At 43.0% G+C, this 20259-nt stretch carries 12 protein-coding genes; 7 read left to right on the forward strand and 5 right to left on the reverse strand.

Going from position 1 to position 20259, the window contains the following annotated elements; genetic code table 11:
* Positions 1-72: 72 nt before the first annotated feature.
* A complete protein-coding gene (locus H140_RS0100405) occupies positions 73-402 on the reverse strand; it encodes a DUF4298 domain-containing protein (protein WP_019671673.1) in 330 nt (109 codons plus the stop codon).
* 190 nt (positions 403-592) lie between these two features.
* On the opposite strand from H140_RS0100405, the gene H140_RS0100410 reads away from it, so the two are divergent.
* Together H140_RS0100410 and H140_RS0100415 are read left to right on the forward strand one after the other, a co-directional pair.
* Entirely contained in the window at positions 593-4474 is a 3882-nt protein-coding gene (locus H140_RS0100410) for an AAA family ATPase (RefSeq protein WP_019671674.1), read from the forward strand.
* Between the two features lie 233 nt (positions 4475-4707).
* On the forward strand, positions 4708-5769 hold the full coding sequence (locus H140_RS0100415) for a cell division protein ZipA C-terminal FtsZ-binding domain-containing protein (protein WP_019671675.1): 1062 nt from the start codon (positions 4708-4710) through the stop codon (positions 5767-5769).
* A gap of 123 nt (positions 5770-5892) precedes the next feature.
* Here the strand turns inward: H140_RS0100415 and H140_RS0100420 are convergent, their stop codons facing one another.
* Positions 5893-6780: an SDR family oxidoreductase gene (locus H140_RS0100420; protein WP_019671676.1), complete on the reverse strand. Its 888-nt coding sequence runs from the start codon at positions 6778-6780 to the stop codon at positions 5893-5895.
* A 168-nt stretch (positions 6781-6948) separates the two neighbouring features.
* On the opposite strand from H140_RS0100420, the gene ligA reads away from it, so the two are divergent.
* The 3 genes from ligA to H140_RS0100440 all read left to right on the forward strand — a co-directional run bounded on the left by ligA (position 6949) and on the right by H140_RS0100440 (position 11419).
* Positions 6949-9018 (forward strand): NAD-dependent DNA ligase LigA, encoded by a 2070-nt coding sequence (ligA, locus tag H140_RS0100425; RefSeq protein ID WP_019671677.1) that lies wholly within the window; start codon positions 6949-6951, stop codon positions 9016-9018.
* 708 nt (positions 9019-9726) lie between these two features.
* Positions 9727-10992, forward strand: coding sequence for an NAD(P)/FAD-dependent oxidoreductase (locus tag H140_RS0100435; protein WP_019671679.1), 1266 nt, complete (start codon positions 9727-9729; stop codon positions 10990-10992).
* An 88-nt stretch (positions 10993-11080) separates the two neighbouring features.
* The gene (locus H140_RS0100440; RefSeq protein ID WP_019671680.1) at positions 11081-11419 is read left to right on the forward strand and encodes a RidA family protein; all 339 of its coding nucleotides are present in this window, start codon (positions 11081-11083) and stop codon (positions 11417-11419) included.
* Positions 11420-11507: 88 nt separating this feature from the next.
* On the opposite strand, the gene H140_RS0100445 is transcribed toward H140_RS0100440, so the two are convergent.
* Together H140_RS0100445 and H140_RS0100450 are read right to left on the reverse strand one after the other, a co-directional pair.
* Entirely contained in the window at positions 11508-12155 is a 648-nt protein-coding gene (locus H140_RS0100445; protein ID WP_019671681.1) for a hypothetical protein, read from the reverse strand.
* Positions 12156-12187: 32 nt separating this feature from the next.
* Positions 12188-12481, reverse strand: coding sequence for a hypothetical protein (locus H140_RS0100450; protein ID WP_156819032.1), 294 nt, complete (start codon positions 12479-12481; stop codon positions 12188-12190).
* A 176-nt stretch (positions 12482-12657) separates the two neighbouring features.
* On the opposite strand from H140_RS0100450, the gene H140_RS0100455 reads away from it, so the two are divergent.
* On the forward strand, positions 12658-13572 hold the full coding sequence (locus tag H140_RS0100455) for a DUF808 domain-containing protein (RefSeq protein WP_019671683.1): 915 nt from the start codon (positions 12658-12660) through the stop codon (positions 13570-13572).
* Between the two features lie 123 nt (positions 13573-13695).
* Here H140_RS0100455 and H140_RS0100460 read toward each other — a convergent pair whose 3' ends face one another.
* A complete protein-coding gene (locus H140_RS0100460; protein ID WP_019671684.1) occupies positions 13696-17934 on the reverse strand; it encodes an Rne/Rng family ribonuclease in 4239 nt (1412 codons plus the stop codon).
* Positions 17935-19201: 1267 nt separating this feature from the next.
* Here H140_RS0100460 and H140_RS0100470 point away from each other — a divergent pair.
* Positions 19202-20254: an RluA family pseudouridine synthase gene (locus H140_RS0100470; RefSeq protein ID WP_019671686.1), complete on the forward strand. Its 1053-nt coding sequence runs from the start codon at positions 19202-19204 to the stop codon at positions 20252-20254.
* Positions 20255-20259: the final 5 nt, after the last annotated feature.

The raw sequence follows: 20259 nt of genomic DNA on the forward strand, positions 1-20259 counted from the left end.
TTAGGGGCGGTATAGAATTGATTTATTAGGACTGTAAATCAATTCTATACCGCCTTTTGTTATTCTTTAAGCTCAAAGTGGCTTATTATCCAGAGTATTAATACCTAAGCGTATCCATTTGCGGGCAAGCTCATCTTGCTCGGTAATCATATTCCATAACGTATCTTCACTAAAAATAGAGTGTGCTTCGCCAGAGTAGTCTAGTGGTAAGTCTGCTTCACGATCCTGCATCCACTGTGCATCCAGATAATAAGTTTGCAGCTCTTGTCTTAACGCTTCAGCTTCAAGCCATTCTTTTTGTGCAGCAAGTTGTTTTTGATATAAACTGTGCCAACGTTCGTATTTTTGTTGCATACTTTGTGGGTCATTGCTGTATATTTGACTTTGATTGTTATTAGACATCTAAGCACTTCCTGTAACTGGTAATAATTCAGATCTAGCAAGGAGTAGTCATTGTATGATAATGACCGCCTGTACACAAAGTGATTATAGTAATTTGCATAAAATCTGAAAAAATATGGGGTTTAGGGTAAAATAGTTTCGCTTTATTGAAAGCGTTTTTTCTTTGTCACTTATTATTTATGCGGCCTTCATGCGTCTAAAATCATTAAAACTGGCAGGCTTTAAGTCCTTTGCCAATCCAACCACCTTCACCTTTCGTCATGGCATCACTGCTATTGTCGGACCTAATGGATGTGGTAAATCTAATGTGATTGATGCCATTCGCTGGGTGCTTGGTGAATCTTCTGCTAAGCAGCTACGAGGCGCAGCAATGAGTGACGTCATCTTTGCTGGTACTGAAAACAAAGCGGCCAAAAGCTTGGCCAGTGTCGAGCTTGTCTTTGAGCATACCCAAGATGAGCAGACTGGTATTCGCCATGAGTTAAATCTTTATCATGAGCTGTCGGTACGGCGTCAAATTAATGCAGAAGGTAAGTCTGATTATTTTATCAATGGCACCCGCTGTCGTCGCCGTGATGTCGTCGATGTGTTTTTAGGTACAGGTCTTGGACCTCGTAGCTACTCGGTTATTCAGCAGGGCATGATTGGGCGCATTGTTGACTCAAGCCCGCTACAATTACGTGAGTTTATTGAAGAAGCAGCAGGGGTAGCTCGCTATCAATCTCGGCGTGAAGAAGCACAAAAAAAACTCGTCAAAACTCGTGAAAACCTAGATCGGCTTAATGACATTGAGGCAGAGCTAACACGACAAAAAAATAAGCTACTAAAACAGGCTCAAAGTGCTAATCAGTATCAGCAAATCAAGCATAGGCTGAGTGAGGTGCGGCAACAATTGGCAACCTATCAATTGTATCAAGCAAAAGCATCTGAGATTGAGCATAAAGCACAGCAGTTAGACTTTGAAAAAGCGTTAACGATCCAGCAAAACGAAGATACGATGCTGAAGAAAAAGCTAACTAAGGTCAGTGCACGACTGGCCGAAGAGCAATGGTTAAAAGATGAAGCGCGTGATCAGTTGCATCAGCAGGATTTGCAACGTCAGCAAGCAGAACACCAACTGACCAATATAGAAGCCAGTCTTAGTCAGCTTGAAGCGCGCTTACAGGCTAATGATGAGCGACAGCAACAGCTACAAGCAAGTCAAGTCACCGCCCAGAAGGACAATGCGCAGCAAAATGCTACTTTAGCTCGCTTAACTCCAGAGATTGAGGCGCTACAAGCACAGCAACAACAACGGCAGTCTGACTCTGCACCATTGCAAGCAGCTTGGGAAGATAGTTGTGCTCAGGTAAGTCGTATAGAAGTGCAACAGCGTGATTTGGAGCAACGCTTGGCACTTGATAAGCAATCAGAGTCTCGCTTGAGTCTGGATTTATCTAAGTGGCAACAAAGAGAGCAGTTGTGGCAGCAAGAGGCGTCAACTTGGGGGCTAGTACAGCCAAATAGGCAGTCCACTGACCGACATCATACAAATAGCAATAGCAACCAAGACAGCTTAGAGCAAGGAGACATCAGACAAACCTTAACGGATGATATTGCTACTATCGATACGATGCTCACAAGTGTGGACAGACAGCAAGAGTCACTTGAGGCCCAACTGGATGTGGAACAGCCAGTTGCTGAGCAGTTAACACAATCATTGGCCCAGCGGCAGACCCAGCTTGCTCAGCTAGAAAAACAGCAGGCGAGCTTGGCGGCAGAGTACGATACGTTACATGCCATTGTACATCCAAAAAAAACACCGCTAAAATCGGCATCAGCAACTGAGCAGGCTGGTGGTCTAAATGCAGAAGAAGTTGCACAGCAACAGGTTTCGATATCAAATAGGCTTGAGAAGTTACCGCCCCTTCATGAGCAGATTAAGTTAACTAAAGCAGGTGAAGTTTATGCCGATATATTAGACCAATGGCTAGACTTTTGGCTCGATGCACGAGTATTAGTAGTAAATAGTAATACAGATGGTGTAAATAATGAGTATGTTAGCTTTATACAAGGTTTATTGTCTGTTAAGTCAGTGACTAATACTGCTAAAAAGCAGAAGCAACCAGATAAAAAAGCAGGTGCACAACAGCTAGGCGTAAATAGTGTGTTTGTTGCGAATAATACAGCGCACACAGCTAATGCAAGTCAACAGACACAGTTAGCTAGCCTAAAGCCTTTATCTGAGCTGATCGCTACACCGTACTTAACAATTTGGCAACAAGCATATTTGTATCTAGATACGCCTGCATACCCTTCGGAAGCCAGTCAGGCTCCAGGGGGATCAGAGATAACACAGGCCCAAGTTAGCCAGTTGCTTGCTAATTTGCCAGCGCATAGCTTTGTGTTAACTCAATCAGGCTGGTTTATTAGTCATCTGGGTGCAGTGCATGTAAGCAAGCTTAATGCAGGATTACAAAGTGAGCAATTGTTAAGCGTACGTATTGAGCAGCAAGCACGCTTAGCTGAATTAGAAGACAGACTAAATGAGGTGGAAGACCAGATTGAAGGTCTGCACAAAGTGTTAAAAGCAGATGCTAATAAGCATCGACAGCTGTCGGTGGTCATAGAAGAGTTATCAGCACAGCTGTCTGCCTTGACATACAAGCGCCATGAGCTACAACAACAGCGTGTCTCTTTGATCGCCAAGCAAGAGCGTCAAGATAGTGAGCAGCAGAGGCTACATAATATGCGTGCTGAGCTAGATGCTGAGCATCAAGAGATGACGCAAGTTAAAATACAGCTGGCAGAAAATATTGCAAAAGAAAGCCAACGCTTAGTAGCGCTTATGCCAGAGTTGGAGACAGCCAAAGCCAAGCAGCAACAGCTTGAGCAACAACGACAACAGATACATCTACAAGAGCGTGAGGACAGCGAAAGGCTGCGCCAGTTGCAGCTACAATATGGTCAAGCCCAGATGGCAGCCAAACACAGTGCTACTCAGCTTAATCAGTATCAATCTGAGCAAAAGCAGCTAATACGTAGCCAGAAAAAGCTCACCCAAGACGCACAAATGAAGCAACAGGAGCTGCCACAACGACAAGCAGCACTGAAGGCTGCCACAGCCCAATACCATGAGCTGAAGGTGGCGCTTGATGAGCGTCAAGCAGTGATTGCCACCTTACAAGCTGAGGTAAATCAGTATCAGACACAGCGTGATAAGTTAGAGCAGCAGTTACAGCAGCTACAAGAATCGCTAGCCCATAGTGTTACGCAAGTGGCCATTGCCAATGAACGCATTAAAGAAGCCAGTGAGCGCTTAGAGGAGCTTAATCCCGATATCAGTGCAACTGCGGTATTGACAGACTATATTACCTATGGGCGCAGTGTCCCTGAAGGCAAGCAGCAACAGTTACAATCAGAAGAGACGCAGTTGGCTACTCAGTTAGAAAGTATGGGTCCAGTTAACTTAGCTGCTGCTGCCGAGTTGGCCGCAGTCGATGAGCGCTTATTGCCACTTGAGCAACAGGTCAAAGATATTACCGTCAGTATGGATACTTTGGTTGAAGCTATTGCGACTATTGATGGCAAAACTAGGACGTTGTTTTTACAGACTTTACAGTCGGTAAATGCGTCTTTGACCCACCTATTCACCAAGGTGTTTGGTGGTGGTCAAGCAAGTCTAACCTTAATTAAAGAAGAAGGTATGACAGCAGATGAGCAGTGGCGGGCAGGCCTTGAGCTAATGGCACAGCCTAAGGGCAAAAAAAATAGCAGGCTGGCGGTGCTCTCTGGTGGAGAGAAGACTTTGACCGCATTGAGTTTGATTTTTGCTATATTTAAGCAGCATCCTGCGCCATTTTGTGTGCTCGATGAAGTAGATGCGCCATTGGATGATGCCAATGTCGGGCGATTTACCAATTTAATTACAGAACTGGCAGACGATGTGCAGTTTATTTTTATTAGTCATAATAAGTTGGCGATGCAAATAGCCGATGAGCTAAAAGGAGTGACCATGCCACAAGCGGGAGTATCAACCTTAGTTAGCGTCAGTTTGGAAGAGGCGGAGCAGTATTTAGAAGCCACAGCTTAGGTTTTTTTGGTGGAGGTAGATACCAGAGGTGTGGTTCTTTATAATTTGTGTTAAAAAGTTGCCTCACCAAGAGCTGAGTGGATGACGAGATGGCAGAAGCGTGCTAGACTAAAGCGCACCAATAATTTGACGTATTTATTTAGGATCTGTATTGTTCCTTGTTCATCTTGTTTATTTTTAACCGTCGGTTTAACTGTATTTAACCGTCGGTTTAACTGTAGGACGCGAATCTCATGACTACCGTACAATATATTTCCATTATTTTTGCTATTGCTATTATGGTGGTCGGTTTATACATGATTGTACGTAGTGTCAAAACCCAAAAAAAGACCAAAACTGGAGCAGAGCAAGCCTTATTTGCAGAGAAAAATGGCATTCCTGTTGTGCCACGTCATCAGCGTCAAGTATCGGACGTGCTGTTAGCCGAAGAACAGGAACAAGGTGAGCAACTAGACGATGAAGCTATTGCTGGCATTGATGATAATCAAGATGCGCAGTTGCTAGAGACGCAAATTGCAAATTCAGCGTTTGAGCAAGCTAACGCCCAATTTATTACTGATTATGACCCTGATAATGTTACCTCTGATTTTGAGCCAAAATCCCAAGAAAAAAGCTATCAAGGTAAAAGCACACAAGCACTAGATGGCATATCGAACACTTCGGATACTGCTGAGGCATTGGATACAAAACATACTGTGACAGATGAGTGTGATGATGTCTTTTCTAGCTTGGCATCAGCGACAGAAAAATTAATGCCTGTGATAGAGACGGCGCAAGAACCCATGTTTGAGGCAAACAGTCCTATGTTAGACCAGCACTTGTTGGCAGAAGCCGACCATGATCAAAATAGTCCGCTTAATCACGCTGAAGAAAATATCAATATTACCTTGATACCAGCTAATGAGTACGAAACTATTGATGGTAAAAAAATATTGGCACTGGTCAATCAGTATGGTCTAAAGTATGGAGCGATGAATATGTTTCATCGCTATGAACATAAGGATGGTTCGGGTATTTTGTGGTTTAGTATGATGGGTATCACTGAAGATGGCATTGCACCATTTGATTTAAATATGTTGCCAAGCTCTCGCTATAATGGCTTGGTGCTATTTTTATCTTTGCCACATCCTAAAGCGATTCAAGGTTTTGACAGTATGATGAGTGTGGTTAACTTAATTTCAAATGACCTAAATGCCTTGATATTGGATGAAAATAATGAAGTTTTAACCCGCGAGCGCCGTCATCAGTTACGTGCGCAAGTACAGCAGTATCAGGCGGCTACCCAAGGCTTATAATACAAGGATTATAATATACAAGGCGTATAGTAATTTAGTCAATTATTGAAATAAATCCAGCTATGTAACCCAGCTATGTAACAAAGTAGCTTCAATTATACAGCCCCTTGTATATCAGAAAAATTACATAAAACGACTTAGTAACGGTAGAGGCATTACTTTCATCGCTTTGCCAACAAACATCCAAGGCCAAGCTGGTACACACGCCTCATCCACTTCAGACTCAATGGCGGCAACCAATGCCTTGCCGCCAGTTTGCTCATCCACTTCAAATGGTAGCTTGGCGGCGCCTTCATTTATTTCAGTACGGATATAGCCTGGATATAAAGTGGTGATTTTAATTGGTAAGTTAGCGGCCAGCATTTCTGCACGAATACCTTCAGCTAAATGTGCCAATCCAGCTTTGCTTGCGGCATAGGTGGTTAAGTGTTTGGGCATACCACGTAGCGCTGATATACTAGAAATAACGACCAGATGTCCATGATTTTGTTCACGAAAAATCTGCATCGCTGCCTCACACTGAGCGAGAGCAGCTATAAAGTCAATCTCTGCTGTTTTGCGGTTGATGTCAAAGCGTCCAGTACCCACACGGCGACCCTCACCGACACCAGCGTTAACAATTATCCTGTCGATAGTACCAAAACTATTTTGGAAGTCTTTAAATACGCTAAATATCGCGTCATAATCACTGACATCTAACTGTCGTAGCTCTACACGTAGCTTAGGGTGGTCTGTCAATATTTGTACTTTTAATTGCTCTAGTCGCTCGGTGCGACGTGCACAAATGGCAAGATTATAGCCGATTTTGGCAAAGTAAGTTGCCATTGTTGCACCAAGGCCTGAGCTGGCACCTGTGATTAAAATGGTCTTACCTTGACCGACTTTTTGGCTAACAAGTGGACTAATATCTTGATTACGTAAGAATTTTTTCGCAGATATTTTATGCTTTAGGTGGGTGGGTAAGGCTTGTTGTAGTCTCTGTTGTATTGAGTTAAAAGTAGCGTTTTTCATAATCATCCTTGTATGTTTTGTGATATTTGGCTTTGTATCGCAATCCTGTATCAAAATAAAGACACGCCATATAAAGACACATCTTAGTGAAAGTTGTTATCATAGCTTATCTTATTTAATTAAAACCAATTTCATGTAACCCCACAACATTTTAATAAGACAGTGATAATGACTAAAACTAACACAGATATGAATAATGCGCCAAGTTTGACGGCCGAACAACGCCAAGTCGTGACCAAAATGCGCACATTAATTGCAGAAGTACGCAAGCATAATAATGCTTACTATGTGATGGATGAGCCGGTGATCAGCGATAATGAATATGATCAGTTGCGGCTTAGCTTAATTTCACTTGAAGAGCGTCATCCAGAGTTGACCCAGACAGATAGCCCAACAGCGAGTGTCGGTGATGATCCCCTGCCGTCTTTTTCGCAAGTTGAGCACGATATTCCTATGTTGTCACTGGGTAATGTGTTTAACTTTGATGATTTGACCGAGTTTATGCGTCGTGTCAATGATCGCTTAAATCCCGCCAATCAAAATCCAGGTTATGAAATAGAAATGAAGCTAGATGGACTAGCGGTTTCTTTAAAGTATCTCAAGGGTAGGTTTGTGCGTGGTGTGACCCGTGGAGATGGTCAAACTGGTGAAGACATTACTCAAAATGTAAAAACCATCAATAACATACCATTAGTAATCGAAGCGGCACGTGATATTGAGGTGCTAGAGGTACGTGGTGAGGTGTTGATGCCAAAAGCAGGCTTTAAGCGTCTCAATCGCTTAGCAGAAGAAAAGGGTGATAAGACCTTTGCCAATCCTCGCAATGCTGCTGCGGGTAGTTTACGTCAATTAGATCCAGCAGTGGCCGCCAATCGCCCATTGGCGTTTTATGCCTATTCGGTCAATCAAGGCTTGCCAGAAGACATTAAATTACAATCTGGTGCATTAAGCTGGCTACAACAGATTGGCTTTACGGTGAGCCGATTTGAATTAGTCAATACTGCTGAGCAAGTGCAACAGTATTATGAATCCATGATAGAAGAACGTGACAGCTTACCGTTTGAAATTGATGGGATGGTCATTAAGGTTGATGAGTTGGCATTGCAAAACCAGTTGGGTGCTTTATCGCGTGAGCCACGTTGGGCCACCGCCTACAAGTTTCCTGCCGAAACAGTGATGACCAAGCTAAATGCAATTGAATGGCAAGTAGGGCGTACTGGGCAAATTACACCAGTTGGTAAGCTGGAGCCAGTGCAAGTAGGCGGGGTGACGGTAAGCAATGTTACTTTGCATAACTTTGGCGAGATTCAGCGCCTTGATGTGCGTGCTGGTGATACAGTGAGTGTGCATCGTGCTGGTGATGTCATACCCAAAGTGACTCGAGTCTGGCATGAGCTAAGACCGGATAATACACAGCCAGTTACCTTGCCAACCCATTGTCCTGTGTGTGGTTCGCCTGTGGTTTTACCTGAAGGGGAGGCCTTGGCGCGCTGTACTGGTGAGTTGTTTTGTCCAGCACAGCAACAAGAAGCATTGATTCACTTTGTATCACGTAAAGCGATGGATATTGACGGCTTGGGCGAGCGTTGGTTGATTAGCTTTTTTGAGCAGGGTATAGTCAAAACTGTGGCCGATATTTATCACTTGCATGAACATCAAGACGAATTGGTTAACTTTGAAAAGCTGGGTGAAAAATCGGTCAGCAATATGCTAAATGCCATTGAAGAGAGCAAAAAAACTACCTTGTCCCGCTTTATTTATGCCTTGGGCATACGTGGGGTTGGAGAAACTACTGCACAAAATTTAGCTCAACATTTTGGCGACTTGCCACCGCTAATGCAGGCCAACATTGATCAGCTACTAGAAACGCAAGATATCGGTACCATTACCGCTGAATTAATTTATAATTTCTTTCGTGCGCAGCATAATATTGAGGTTATAGAGGAACTTCAGCAAGCTGGCGTACATTGGGATAAGGTAGAACAGGGGACGATGGACGACTTACCGCTTGCTGGTCAAACTTGGGTCATTACTGGCACATTGGTAACCAGTGGTATGTCACGAGATGAGGCAAAAGATAAATTACAGGCATTAGGTGCGAAAGTATCAGGCAGTGTATCATCAAAAACCTCTGCATTGTTGGCTGGGGAGAAGGCAGGCTCTAAGCTTACCCGTGCTGAAAGTCTCGGTGTACGTGTGGTCTTAGAGGATGAGTTTTTGCAGATGATTGGCAAGTAGATACATCAAGGTAAGTTGGCCACTTGATTAGGGGTAGTATGACAATAATTTGTTTTACAGAGACGCTGAAAACAGTCTCTTATTTTAGGCGTACCATCTTTGGTGCAATTGCTTGTACTGAACGACAGTATTCTCTATCAAGCTTACAATTGTGTCAACAATTAAAACAAAACAAAAGCCTAGTTTTAATTGATAAACTCAATCAAGATAATCGCTTATATCGCCTATAATAGTGTTATGAAAACACAGTGTTAGGGCTTACGTACGAGTAGATATTATGGCAACTGGTTATCATTTGTGGATCCTCTGAAGGTAAAGACGGACGCTCCATAAATAATAACCAGTCGCTTTTAAAGCCTTGAAAACGTATTTCGCGTAAATCCTAAGTGTTATAAAAAAAAGTGTTATAAAAAAAAGTGTTATGAAAAAGAGGTGGGTTGTTATAAAGATAAGGTTGTTATAAAGATAGTGACCTGCTGACTTTATGGTTATTGGCTATTTTTCTGTTTATTTCTTTACTTGTTTCATTATTTGTTTGCCTCAACTCTTTTCAACGGCTGTGGCTTTAGCTCAGCATATTTGGTTAAAAAATACGTTTCGCTAAGTTAAAAGCAGCAGTCTATATTGGATTGTAATAAGTTGAGAGTGGGGATTGTTTATTTATTTCATTACTTACTTAGCCTTAAGGCTTAGTTACAAGGATAATTTATGCAATACGATGTTATTGTTATTGGTTCAGGTATGGTGGGAACGTCCATCGCATGGCACTTACAAAAAAATAACGCCAAAGTGTTGGTGCTGGACAAAAAAGATCCAGGTGAGGAAACCTCTTATGGGAATGCTGGCTTAATTCAGCGTGAGGCTGTATTTCCCAAGGCATTTCCAAGACAACTGGGTGAGATATTAAGAGTATTGCCTAATACCAGTACCGATATTCGTTATCGGTGGTCTGCTCTTTTTAATTATCAAAGTGCACTATATCAGTACTGGGTCAACTCAAGTCTTAATAAACTTACTAAGATTGAAGATGAGTGGGCAACATTAATTGCACACTGTACCAGTGAGCATGATGTGATGATTAAGGCTTCAGGTGCGGATGATCTAGTGCGCAAAGGCGGTTGGTTTGAATTATACCGTCGCCCAGATAAATATGAAGAGGCCAAGTATAATGCAGAAAGAGCAGCCAAAAAAGGAGTGCAATATCGCCTATTGACCCCAGAGGAGCTGAAAGAATATGAGCCTAATGTCAATTTTGAGCCATTTATCGGTGGTATTCATTGGCAAAACTCTTGGCAAGTAAAAAACCCAAGTTACTTGGTAAAAGCTTACGCCAAAAGCTATCAGCAAATGCAAGGTGAATTCCAGCAAGGTGATGTGACCAATATTGCACAAACTGAAGATGGTGGCTGGCAAGTTACAGCCAGGGTTGCAGATGGTCAGAGCATAACTTTTGACAGTCAACATGTGGTGATTGCCGCTGGGCCTTGGTCCAATGGCCTGACCAAGCCTTTGGGGTATGACTTCCCACTATTTCCAATGCGTGGCTACCATCAGCACTTTGTCGAAACTGAAAAAAACCACCTGAACCACAGTATCTTTGATGCCGAAAAAGGCTATTTGATGGGTCCAATGGAGCAAGGTATCCGTGTCACCACAGGTGCTGAGATGACCACCATGAATGCACCAAAAAACTTTGGACAAATTGAAGATGTATTAAAGGTTGCAAGAGAAGTATTGCCGATAGAAGATGCGGTAGAAGATGAGGCCTGGTGTGGCTCACGTCCATGTATGGGTGATATGAAGCCAGTCATTGGTCCTGGCTATAAGCATAACAATCTATGGTTTGCTTTTGGTCATGCACATCAAGGCTTTACCTTAGGACCAGCTACTGGTCGCTTGGTTGAAGAGATGATCAATGATAAGCCTCTTTATATTGATGCTACGCCTTTTAGTGCCGAGCGTTTTAAGCGTTAATGACATTAGGCCAGCCCCTAATCTTTAACACTAATTCGGCAAAAATTTAACTCAGTCACATTTAACTTAACCACAAAAGACAAAAACAATGCAAAAACTACATAGCAATCAACGCATGAGCAAAATCGTTATCCACAATGACACCATCTATTTGTGTGGTCAGGTAGGTAATGCTGAAGATGATATTGCTGGCCAAACCTTAACGTGCCTTGAAAAAATCGAAGCACTACTAGAAGAGGTCGGCAGTGATAAGTCAAAAATCTTATCTACCACAGTCTGGCTAAAAGATATGTCAGATTTTGCTGCGATGAATGCGGTGTGGGATGAGTGGTTTAGTGATGTCTTACCGCCAGCCCGTGCTTGTGGCGAAGCGGCTTTGGCACGTCCAGAGTTATTGGTTGAGATGATTGTGACGGCAGCCGTTTAGTCTCTTAAGCAAAATTACTAAATGAAGATTACTAAATGAAGATTGCTTTATCAAATAACCCAGTGTTTTTGCACTGGGTTATTTTTTACTAATGACTGTGAGTATCTGACTCAGCCGAAGCAGTCTTTGTTTTATCGCTAGAAGCGGGTAGCTCAGAGGTAATCACAATCGGCAATACCAGCCCACGTGCAAACTCATCAGCCACCACATAATCATGTTGGCTGGCGGCAACGTTGGGGGTGGTATAAATAAATAAAGTGGCTTGTTCTGGCGAGAAGCTGTGTGACAAATAACTGTCACCAAGCTGATCAACAATCTTCTCTATTGGCTCATTGCTGACCATGCCTAAGGTTAAGTTATGTTGTGCTTGTTTTGCTGAAATATTAGAAAACTCAACTTGAGCCTTTACATTATTACTATCTAGCTTAAAAGGGTAGTTAAAGTTGGCTGGGTCAATGGCAGCGACACCAGAGTCAACGGCCTGCCAGTTTATACTGACGGACTTATCACGTGTTGACGCCATTAAATCTGGGTTGGTATTGTCCTGCTCAGCACTACTGTTGGCTGTCGTAACCGCAGCTTTATCCCTTGTCATATCAGCCTTGGCTGCTGCCTTAGTTTGAGAGGAATCAGCACTTTTGGTCTCTGTGGGCTGACAGCCTGCTACGAATAGCATTGCGGCACAAAGACTGATAATAATCGGATGGCTGGAAGTTTTCAGTGAATGGTTTTTCATATGATTTGGCCTATTATCAGACATGTGTGCAGTTAATTTAACTTTTTATTTATTTCTTTATTCAACTCTTGGATTAACGCATTAAATTTAAGCTGAATTTTAACACCTTTGGCAATCGGGTGAAAGACAGCAGGGGTAAAAGCTGGGAGCAGGAGAGAGTGAGAGATAGCAGCGGGTACAAGGCAGCAGAGAGTGAAGCGTGCCAAGCCTTTTTTAGCTCTAGGCGATATTTTTAGCTCTAAGCGGTAGATACTGATAAATAGTGGTGCAAATTTAGCAGTATCTACAAGGCTTAGCTGGTCATGCACGATGGGCTGTATGTGCAAGATTTGTCACAAATTATATTTAGTGTCTGATTTTTGGTAGTGAACAAGTTACACTAAGCGAAATTTAACTGGATTTATGTTATAACAAGTTTATGTTATAAATGGCACATTCATTGGTAAGATTAGTTTAAGAGATGATAATAAATAAGTTTAAAAAAACATATTAAGGAGATTGTATGGCAGGTGGTAGTTTATTGATGCTACTCGATGATATTAGTCTATTAATGGACGACGTATCCGCCATGACCAAAGTTGCGGCCAAGAAAACGGCCGGTGTCTTAGGTGATGATTTAGCACTAAATGCTGAGCAAGTGACAGGTGTTAGCCCTAGTCGTGAATTGCCAGTAGTCTGGGCGGTGGCAAAAGGCTCTTTTGTCAATAAATTGATTTTGGTACCCGCTGCCTTAGTCATTAGTTATTTTATTCCATGGCTAATCACGCCTTTGTTAATGATGGGTGGGCTGTTTTTATGCTTTGAAGGTGCTGAAAAGGTGATTCACAAGTTTTGGCCAAGGCTATTGCCACACGATGAAGCACAGCAAGCTCGTTTGGCTGCCAACGCTGATAGGTCGGTAGATTTGGTAGCATTAGAAAAAAATAAGGTAAAAGGGGCAATTCGTACCGATTTTATCTTATCTGCTGAGATTGTCGTCATTGGATTGGGCACATTAACCACAGCCAGTATGGTGGATAAAAGTATCGTATTGTCCATCTTGGCAATTGGTGTCACAGTAGGTATTTATGGTCTTGTGGCCGGTATTGTTAAGATTGATGATTTAGGATTACACCTAATGCGTCAGTCTGAGCCAGGTACAGGCACTCACAAAATTGGTCGGTTTTTATTATCGGCTGCACCTAAGCTAATGAAGTTTTTGTCAATCATAGGTACCATTGCGATGTTTTTGGTCGGTGGTGGTATTTTAGTACACGGCATCAATTATGTGCATCATGCTGTCGAAGATATTGCGCATTTGACTGGTGTGTTTGAAGGACTTTCGAATACCTTGTTAAATGGTTTGATTGGGTTTGTAGTTGGTGCGATCGTATTGGCGATTGTAACGACCATTCAAAAAGCACGCGGTGCGCATTAGTAGTCTCATATCTTGATTACAACTAATAAAAAAAGAGCCATTACATCTGTAACGGCTCTTTTTTACGGTATCAAAGTTTTGGTATTTTAATTTGATAACTAAGTTTAACCCTAGGTTAGCGATTTAGCTGTCGTTATCTGATCCTGCATCATTTGATGTGGCTGGCTTTTTCGGATCTTCTTTTGCCTTACGACTACGTGCTTTTGGCACTTTTGGTGCGGTTAAATTTAATAATCCAGTTTGAGGTAGCAACTGTTCAGAGATATTCTCAATCATGCTTTTATAGGTCTCAATACTGGTTTTATTAGACATATTCGCTGACTGCTGTGCTTGACTGTCTTCGCTTTCTACACCTGTTTTCCTGTCTTGAGGGACATCTGCCTCTTGTGACTTTGTCGTTAACAGGTCAGTGCCTTGAGTTTTGGCAGCGTCAATATGTGGATGCGCCTCATGCAAGCGATCTTCACTGTCATCACTGACGGCATCTGCTTGTGGCTCATTGACTAAGGCTTCAGCAGGATTCTCAGTGATGGGCTGGGCTTGTTCAACCGACTGAGCCTTAGCTGACTGAGATTCAACCGATTGGGCAACCGACATGATCTCACTCCAAGGTTGACGCAAGGCTTTTAAGAAAGCCGCCTCAGTATGGCCAGAGGCTATGATGTCAACCCCTTCTTGTCCCAGTACTTTAGCAACAAAGTTACCCACATCCAGCTTGAGTAGTTCTGACATTGCTTTGGATGGAGAGATTTGCTCCTCTACACTGACTGTGGTAACTGTATCCGAGTGTGTCGCAGTATTAGACGCGACAGATTCAGATGTATCTGTTACTGAAGCTATTTTTGTTTTGTCTTCAGCCAGTTTTTCACTAGCAACAGCTGGTGGCGTATAGTCTGGATGTTGACCACGTGGATCATTGGCAGCACGAGCGCCAATTGGGGTTGGTGGCACTTCAGTTTTACCTTGCTCAACATTATGAGTCGCTACTGCTGAGGTCATCTGTGCAAAGCGCTGTAAGTAGCTTGGTGACAGTGACTGGTAGCCATAGTTAACAAAACTAAAGGCTGGTAGTGATTCAGCATCAATGACTGGCTTCGTTTGAGTTTGACTTTGTGCTGTCGCAGGCACTGTGTATGAGCCTGACGTTTCTTTGTGTGCATTTAAGGCTGCTAAGAAACAAGCAATCACCCCGTCTTTGGCTAAGCGCATCCGTGGCTGTGCTAAGTGAGTATGAATAAATTGACCCACAGAGCCACTGATTTTAGCAGTAGTTGGTGCAGGTGCTACTGACTTAGCAGCGGCTTGCTTATTAAGCTGACGTGCTAGTGAAGCCTTAATGACACGAGGATCATTGCTCGCTTTGCCGTACTTTTTGGCAGCCACATAGCGGTCTGCAAACAGTGTGGCAGTATCAAAGCTTAAAGTTGATGCGTCTGTATTGGTTTCGGTCTCAGTCGCTTTCACTGAAACTGTTTTTGTGTCATCCGCTTTATCTGCTTTATCAGCTTTATCTGCTTTAGTATTTGGCATATCCTCTACACTATCGGAAGCTATGATAGTGATGTTGCTATCTACTTCGCCATCAGTTGCGTTATCGCGTGCTTTGTGAGTCGCTTCAATTGCATCTATTGCAGGAGTGCTGTCAAGAGCTTCTTTTGCTTGCGTATTCGCACTGTTAATACTCTTGTTATGTATATTACTGTCAGAGCATTTGTTGGCTTTATTATCAACCGTTTGTTGTGCGACTACTGATTGAGACGCAGAGCTAGATTCTGGCTTTGAGCTTGACTTAGACACCGTCTTCGACTCGGTTTTTGCGTCAGATTTGGCATCATCTAAAGAGATATGCACTACCTCTGGTTTCTTTAAGGTGGCTTCCGCCTCTGTCACACGTAAATTGACCTCATTTGGATCTATGTGACGCTCATTGCTGTGATCACTACCTTTAACTTGGTCTTTTGCTTTGCTCTTAGCAAGATCTTTTGTGTTATCGACTTTGTGGTGATCTGCCTTTGACTGGCGCTCACTGCGGTTGTCTTTGTCTTGAGCATTAGACTTATGACTTGGCTGCTTTGGCTCGCCACGCTCGATAGGACCACGAGACTCACGTTTGCTATTTGGCTCACGTTTTGGCAGATCTTTTGCAGACTGCGTTTGTTGTGTTGGTATTGATTTATTACTGTCTCCGACGCTTTCTATTGATTTTGTATCGTCTTTTCCAGAGGTGCGGCGGCGATTGTCAGATTTGTTACGCTTATCATTTTTATGACGGCTGCGGTTGTTACGAGTACGACGACGATCCTTGTCTGAGTTGCTGTCGGCTTTTTCATCTGTACCACTGCTCGAGCTGCTGTCGGCTTTTTCATCTGTACCACTGCTTGGCTGGGTAGATGATTTTTGTGGTTGGCTAGTAGTAGCCTGAGGGGTTGGCGCCACTTGTGCTGGTGGGGTAGGCGCAGTTACTTGACCAAAAGCCCCCAGGCTTTGAGCGCCCGTATTAACGATGGCTTCAATGGCTTGGGCGGCATCGGCACTACTAACACTGGCAACTACTTGTGCCTGTGGTGTTGGAGCAAACAGATTGGACAACCAAGCAACTGCTGCAGGTTTGGCCATCTGAGTTGTTGCTTGCGCAGGCGCATCTTGGGTTACAGGGGGTAGCTGTGGATTGGCAATGGCGCCTGTGGTATTTGCTGGCTTATTTGCTTTTCTAGCTGGGCTGTGTGCTTGTGCCGATGCTGGCACCGCATTGGCGGCAGCGTTGTCGCTTTGACGTGGCTGACGTACGGGTTGCTGTTCAGGGCGCTCTGACTCAGCAGTCTGCCAATCAACATCATAGCCAAGACCGCTGGTCTCTTGCTGCTGAGTGTCAGTGACACGCTCATAGCTGGCCGGCGCAAAGCCATGATGGTTAAAGTGGATGTTAAAGTTGGGTGATTCTAAATGCGCATGTGGCAAGATGGTAATACGGGTGCCACTATCTTGCTCAAGATAGACCAAGCTTTCACGTTTTTCGTTCAATAAGAAGGCGGCGATGTCGGTTGGCACTTCTGCTTGTACTTCACCATGACGCTCTTTTAGGGCAGTCTGTTCAATCTGACGCATGATAGACAGCGACAGTGAGCGCAAATCACGAATCATGCCATTGCCATGACAGCGTGGGCAGATATAACCGGTAGATTCTTCTAGTGATGGACGCAGACGTTGACGGCTCATTTCCATTAAGCCAAAGCGTGAAATCTCACCAAACTGGACACGAGCACGGTCATATTTGGTGGCTTCAACCAAGCGTTTTTCAACTTCTTTTTGATGCTTATTGTCACTCATGTCAATAAAGTCGATGACAATCAAGCCGCCCATATCACGCAGACGTAGTTGACGGGCAATCTCGTCAGCCGCCTCTAAGTTGGTGTGGTAAGCGGTTTCTGAAACATCGGCACCTTTGGTCGATTTGGCCGAGTTAATATCGATTGATACTAAAGCTTCGGTTTGATCGATAACAATTGAGCCACCTGAGGGTAGGCGTACTTCACGTTGATACGCAGTTTCGATTTGACGCTCAACCCCGAAGTTTGAAAACATAGGTTCAAAGTCGGTGTATTTGCGCAGTTTTTCAATTTGAGTGGGCATCACTGCTTTAATAAAAGTTTCTGCTTCTATAAAGGCTTCTTCATTATCAATCCAAATTTCACTGATGTCATCACGCAAATAGTCACGCACCGCACGAGTCACCACACCAGCTTCTTGGTGTACCAAACGTGGTGAGGCGTATTTTTTGTTTTGATCTTGAATGGCATTCCAGATATTAAGCAGATGGTTTAAGTCATGCTGTAAGTCATCTTGAGTCTTGCCAATACCTGCCGTACGGACGATGACGCTCATGCCTTTTGGTAAGTCTAAATTGCCCAGCATACGCTTCATATCTTCACGCAGCTTACCAGAGATTTGGCGAGAAATACCGCCACCTTTTGGATTGTTTGGCATTAATACCAGATAGCGACCGGCAAGTGATACGTAAGTTGAAAGGGCGGCGCCTTTATTGCCACGCTCTTCTTTTTCAACTTGGACGATAAGCTCATCGCCTTCTTTGATTAACTTGCGGATATTTTCTTCACGTGGGTTACCAGGCATGTATTCGCTGGCAATCTCACGCACAGGCAAGAAGCCTTGACGTTTTGAGCCATATTCAACGAAGACAGCTTCAAGTGATGGCTCGACACGGGTGACATGGCCTTTATAGATGTTGGCCTTTTTTTGCTCACGGGTACGGTTTTCAAGATCGAAGTCATAAAGATGATTGCCTTTGCAAAGGGCAACACGAACTTCTTCGTTGTGAGTGGCGTTAATTAGTATGCGTTTCATTGGTGTATCCTAGTTTGGGTCATGATACACAATGGCTGATACTAAAGAGGAGTGGGCAACAGATGCTTTATTTTGTATTGTTAAGGGTCTTACTTTTATAAAAAAAGTAGTTGCTATATCAGTAATACACACGCAAATTAGTCTGTTTTTTTATAATAAAAGTTACAAGATGATAAGTTAAATAAAACGTTAAAAATTAGCTGGTTGTCACAAATTAAGACATAGAGCCTAGCTGTTTATTTTATATTTTGCAGTTATAAAAAGACGGTGAGTTGTAAGGTCACCTTAATGTCATCTTGGTCTGGCAAACTAGGTAAGGCATCAGAACGCAGATGCGTGATAGCGTGCCTAGGGCGTCATTGACCGTCAAAGTCATAAAAATAAAGTCAGGCTACTAAATTGCTTAATCATATCGGTTTGTTAATGATGTCGGTTTGTTAGTGATGTCATTAAATCCGTTAGGTTGTTCATTTTAAAGTTTTTTCAGTTATCAATATCGAGCAAAAGTTGGCGGGGCGTACTTGGCAAATAACGGCTGATTTATGATAAAACGCAAGATTTGTTAAGCGTTATTACAGTTATTTGACCGCCAATTTAGCACAGTCAGTTCTTTTATTATCATGCCTATCATCCAGTGACATCAGCGGTAGCATCTACTTTTTGGTCATAGGTGCAAGGTGTAAGGTTGCACGGACAGAGTCGTTGGCTACTTAAGGTCGTCTGGGCTGTTCTCTTAAGATATTAAAGCATTGTGTTCATGTTAAATTAAAATGGGGGATGTGGTGCCAAGTTGGCAATCTGGTAGTTGTAAGCTACAAAAACCACTCACCCTATACTATAAGTTGGTTTATAAAAAAGTTAGTTTATAAAAATAACACTTTGGTTAATAAAAAATAACCTTTTGGGTTGACTTTGCTAACAGCGATATCCGAATAAAATATACCAGTTTAGCAAAATACTAGCCTAGTATAGATATATGGCTACCCATATGTGGTATATCAATATAAAAGTTATCGAAACAAAAACAATCATAACAAAAAGTATCACAATACTCATGATTTTTTGTTGAATAAGTTGTCAGTATGTTATTGATATACTTAGGATATAAATGGATCGTGACTTACTCAGCTTGCCCAAAAAGTGAGCTTTTACTGATAACAATACACGAGACACAAAGTCAACGTGTTAGACTATACCAAATCTTTTGCCAAATACCTAACAAAATATGTCAAAAGTATTCCCTAAACTTGAGAAAATTGAAGATAAAATGAATAATGAAAACCCAAAGATAGAGCAAGATTTACAAGGTTTGATGAGTAGTGTGGGTGTGAGCCCTAGTGAAGTAAGACGACATTCTACTAAGGCACGCCCACAAAGTGCCGATAAAGACATTGCAGACTTTGGTCAGGTGAACCATTTAGAAGTTACTCGTAATCAGCATGGGCAGCGAATAGATAACTTTTTATTAGCCAGACTAAAAGGTATGCCACGGGCACATATTTACAAAATGATTCGTGCTGATGAGGTGCGTATTAATAACAAACGCTGCAAGCCATACGACAAGCTTGAGCGTGGTGATGTGGTGCGTATTGCACCTGTAAAATTAGCGACTCGTGAAAAGCCGGTGATTAGTGACAGCTTTGCCAAAAGCTTATTGCAGCGTGTGATTTATGAAGATGAAGGCTTGATGGTGCTGAATAAACCATCGGGAATGGCAGTACATGGCGGTAGTGGCATTGACTTTGGTGTCATTGAAGCGATGCGTGAGGCGACGGGTAAGAAGTACTTAGAGCTGATTCATCGTATTGACCGAGACACTTCAGGGCTGTTGATGATTTCCAAAAAGCGCTCAACTTTAAAAGTGCTGCAACAGCATCTGCGTGATAAGACTATTCAAAAGCATTATGTGTGCTTAGTGAAAGGTCAGCCTGCGTTAAATGAGTTCACGATTGATGCGCCCTTATTGCGTTATACCTTAGCCAGTGGTGAGCGCCGCGTTAGAGTTGATAAGTCGAGTGCGGATGCCAAACCAAGCCAGACCGTGTGTCGTGTATTGACCAGATTTAAGCTGAATGGTGAGTCGGTCAGTGTGATTGAAGCGATGCCATTAACGGGTCGTACCCACCAAATTCGAGTGCATTTGGCGTATTTAGGGCATCCATTACTGGGTGATGATAAATACAATGAGCAAGACCAATCAGGAGTGCGTCGCCTGTGTTTGCATGCTTGGAAGCTGGATGTACCTGAGTATGAAGACATTATTGCGCCACTGCCAGAGGACATTCAGTCATTGTTGCCGGCAGATTTTCATTTAGCCTAATTTAT

Source organism: Psychrobacter lutiphocae DSM 21542 (genome assembly GCF_000382145.1).
In the GTDB taxonomy this organism is placed as follows: domain Bacteria; phylum Pseudomonadota; class Gammaproteobacteria; order Pseudomonadales; family Moraxellaceae; genus Psychrobacter; species Psychrobacter lutiphocae.

What these genes read in the sequence shown, in the direction of transcription:
- H140_RS0100405 (WP_019671673.1), bottom strand. Translation starts at nt 402, where the DNA reads ATGTCTAATAACAATCAAAGTCAAATATACAGCAATGACCCACAAAGT.
- H140_RS0100410 (WP_019671674.1), top strand. Translation starts at nt 593, where the DNA reads ATGCGTCTAAAATCATTAAAACTGGCAGGCTTTAAGTCCTTTGCCAAT.
- H140_RS0100415 (WP_019671675.1), top strand. Translation starts at nt 4,708, where the DNA reads ATGACTACCGTACAATATATTTCCATTATTTTTGCTATTGCTATTATG.
- H140_RS0100420 (WP_019671676.1), bottom strand. Translation starts at nt 6,780, where the DNA reads ATGAAAAACGCTACTTTTAACTCAATACAACAGAGACTACAACAAGCC.
- ligA (WP_019671677.1), top strand. Translation starts at nt 6,949, where the DNA reads ATGACTAAAACTAACACAGATATGAATAATGCGCCAAGTTTGACGGCC.
- H140_RS0100435 (WP_019671679.1), top strand. Translation starts at nt 9,727, where the DNA reads ATGCAATACGATGTTATTGTTATTGGTTCAGGTATGGTGGGAACGTCC.
- H140_RS0100440 (WP_019671680.1), top strand. Translation starts at nt 11,081, where the DNA reads ATGCAAAAACTACATAGCAATCAACGCATGAGCAAAATCGTTATCCAC.
- H140_RS0100445 (WP_019671681.1), bottom strand. Translation starts at nt 12,155, where the DNA reads ATGAAAAACCATTCACTGAAAACTTCCAGCCATCCGATTATTATCAGT.
- H140_RS0100455 (WP_019671683.1), top strand. Translation starts at nt 12,658, where the DNA reads ATGGCAGGTGGTAGTTTATTGATGCTACTCGATGATATTAGTCTATTA.
- H140_RS0100460 (WP_019671684.1), bottom strand. Translation starts at nt 17,934, where the DNA reads ATGAAACGCATACTAATTAACGCCACTCACAACGAAGAAGTTCGTGTT.
- H140_RS0100470 (WP_019671686.1), top strand. Translation starts at nt 19,202, where the DNA reads ATGAATAATGAAAACCCAAAGATAGAGCAAGATTTACAAGGTTTGATG.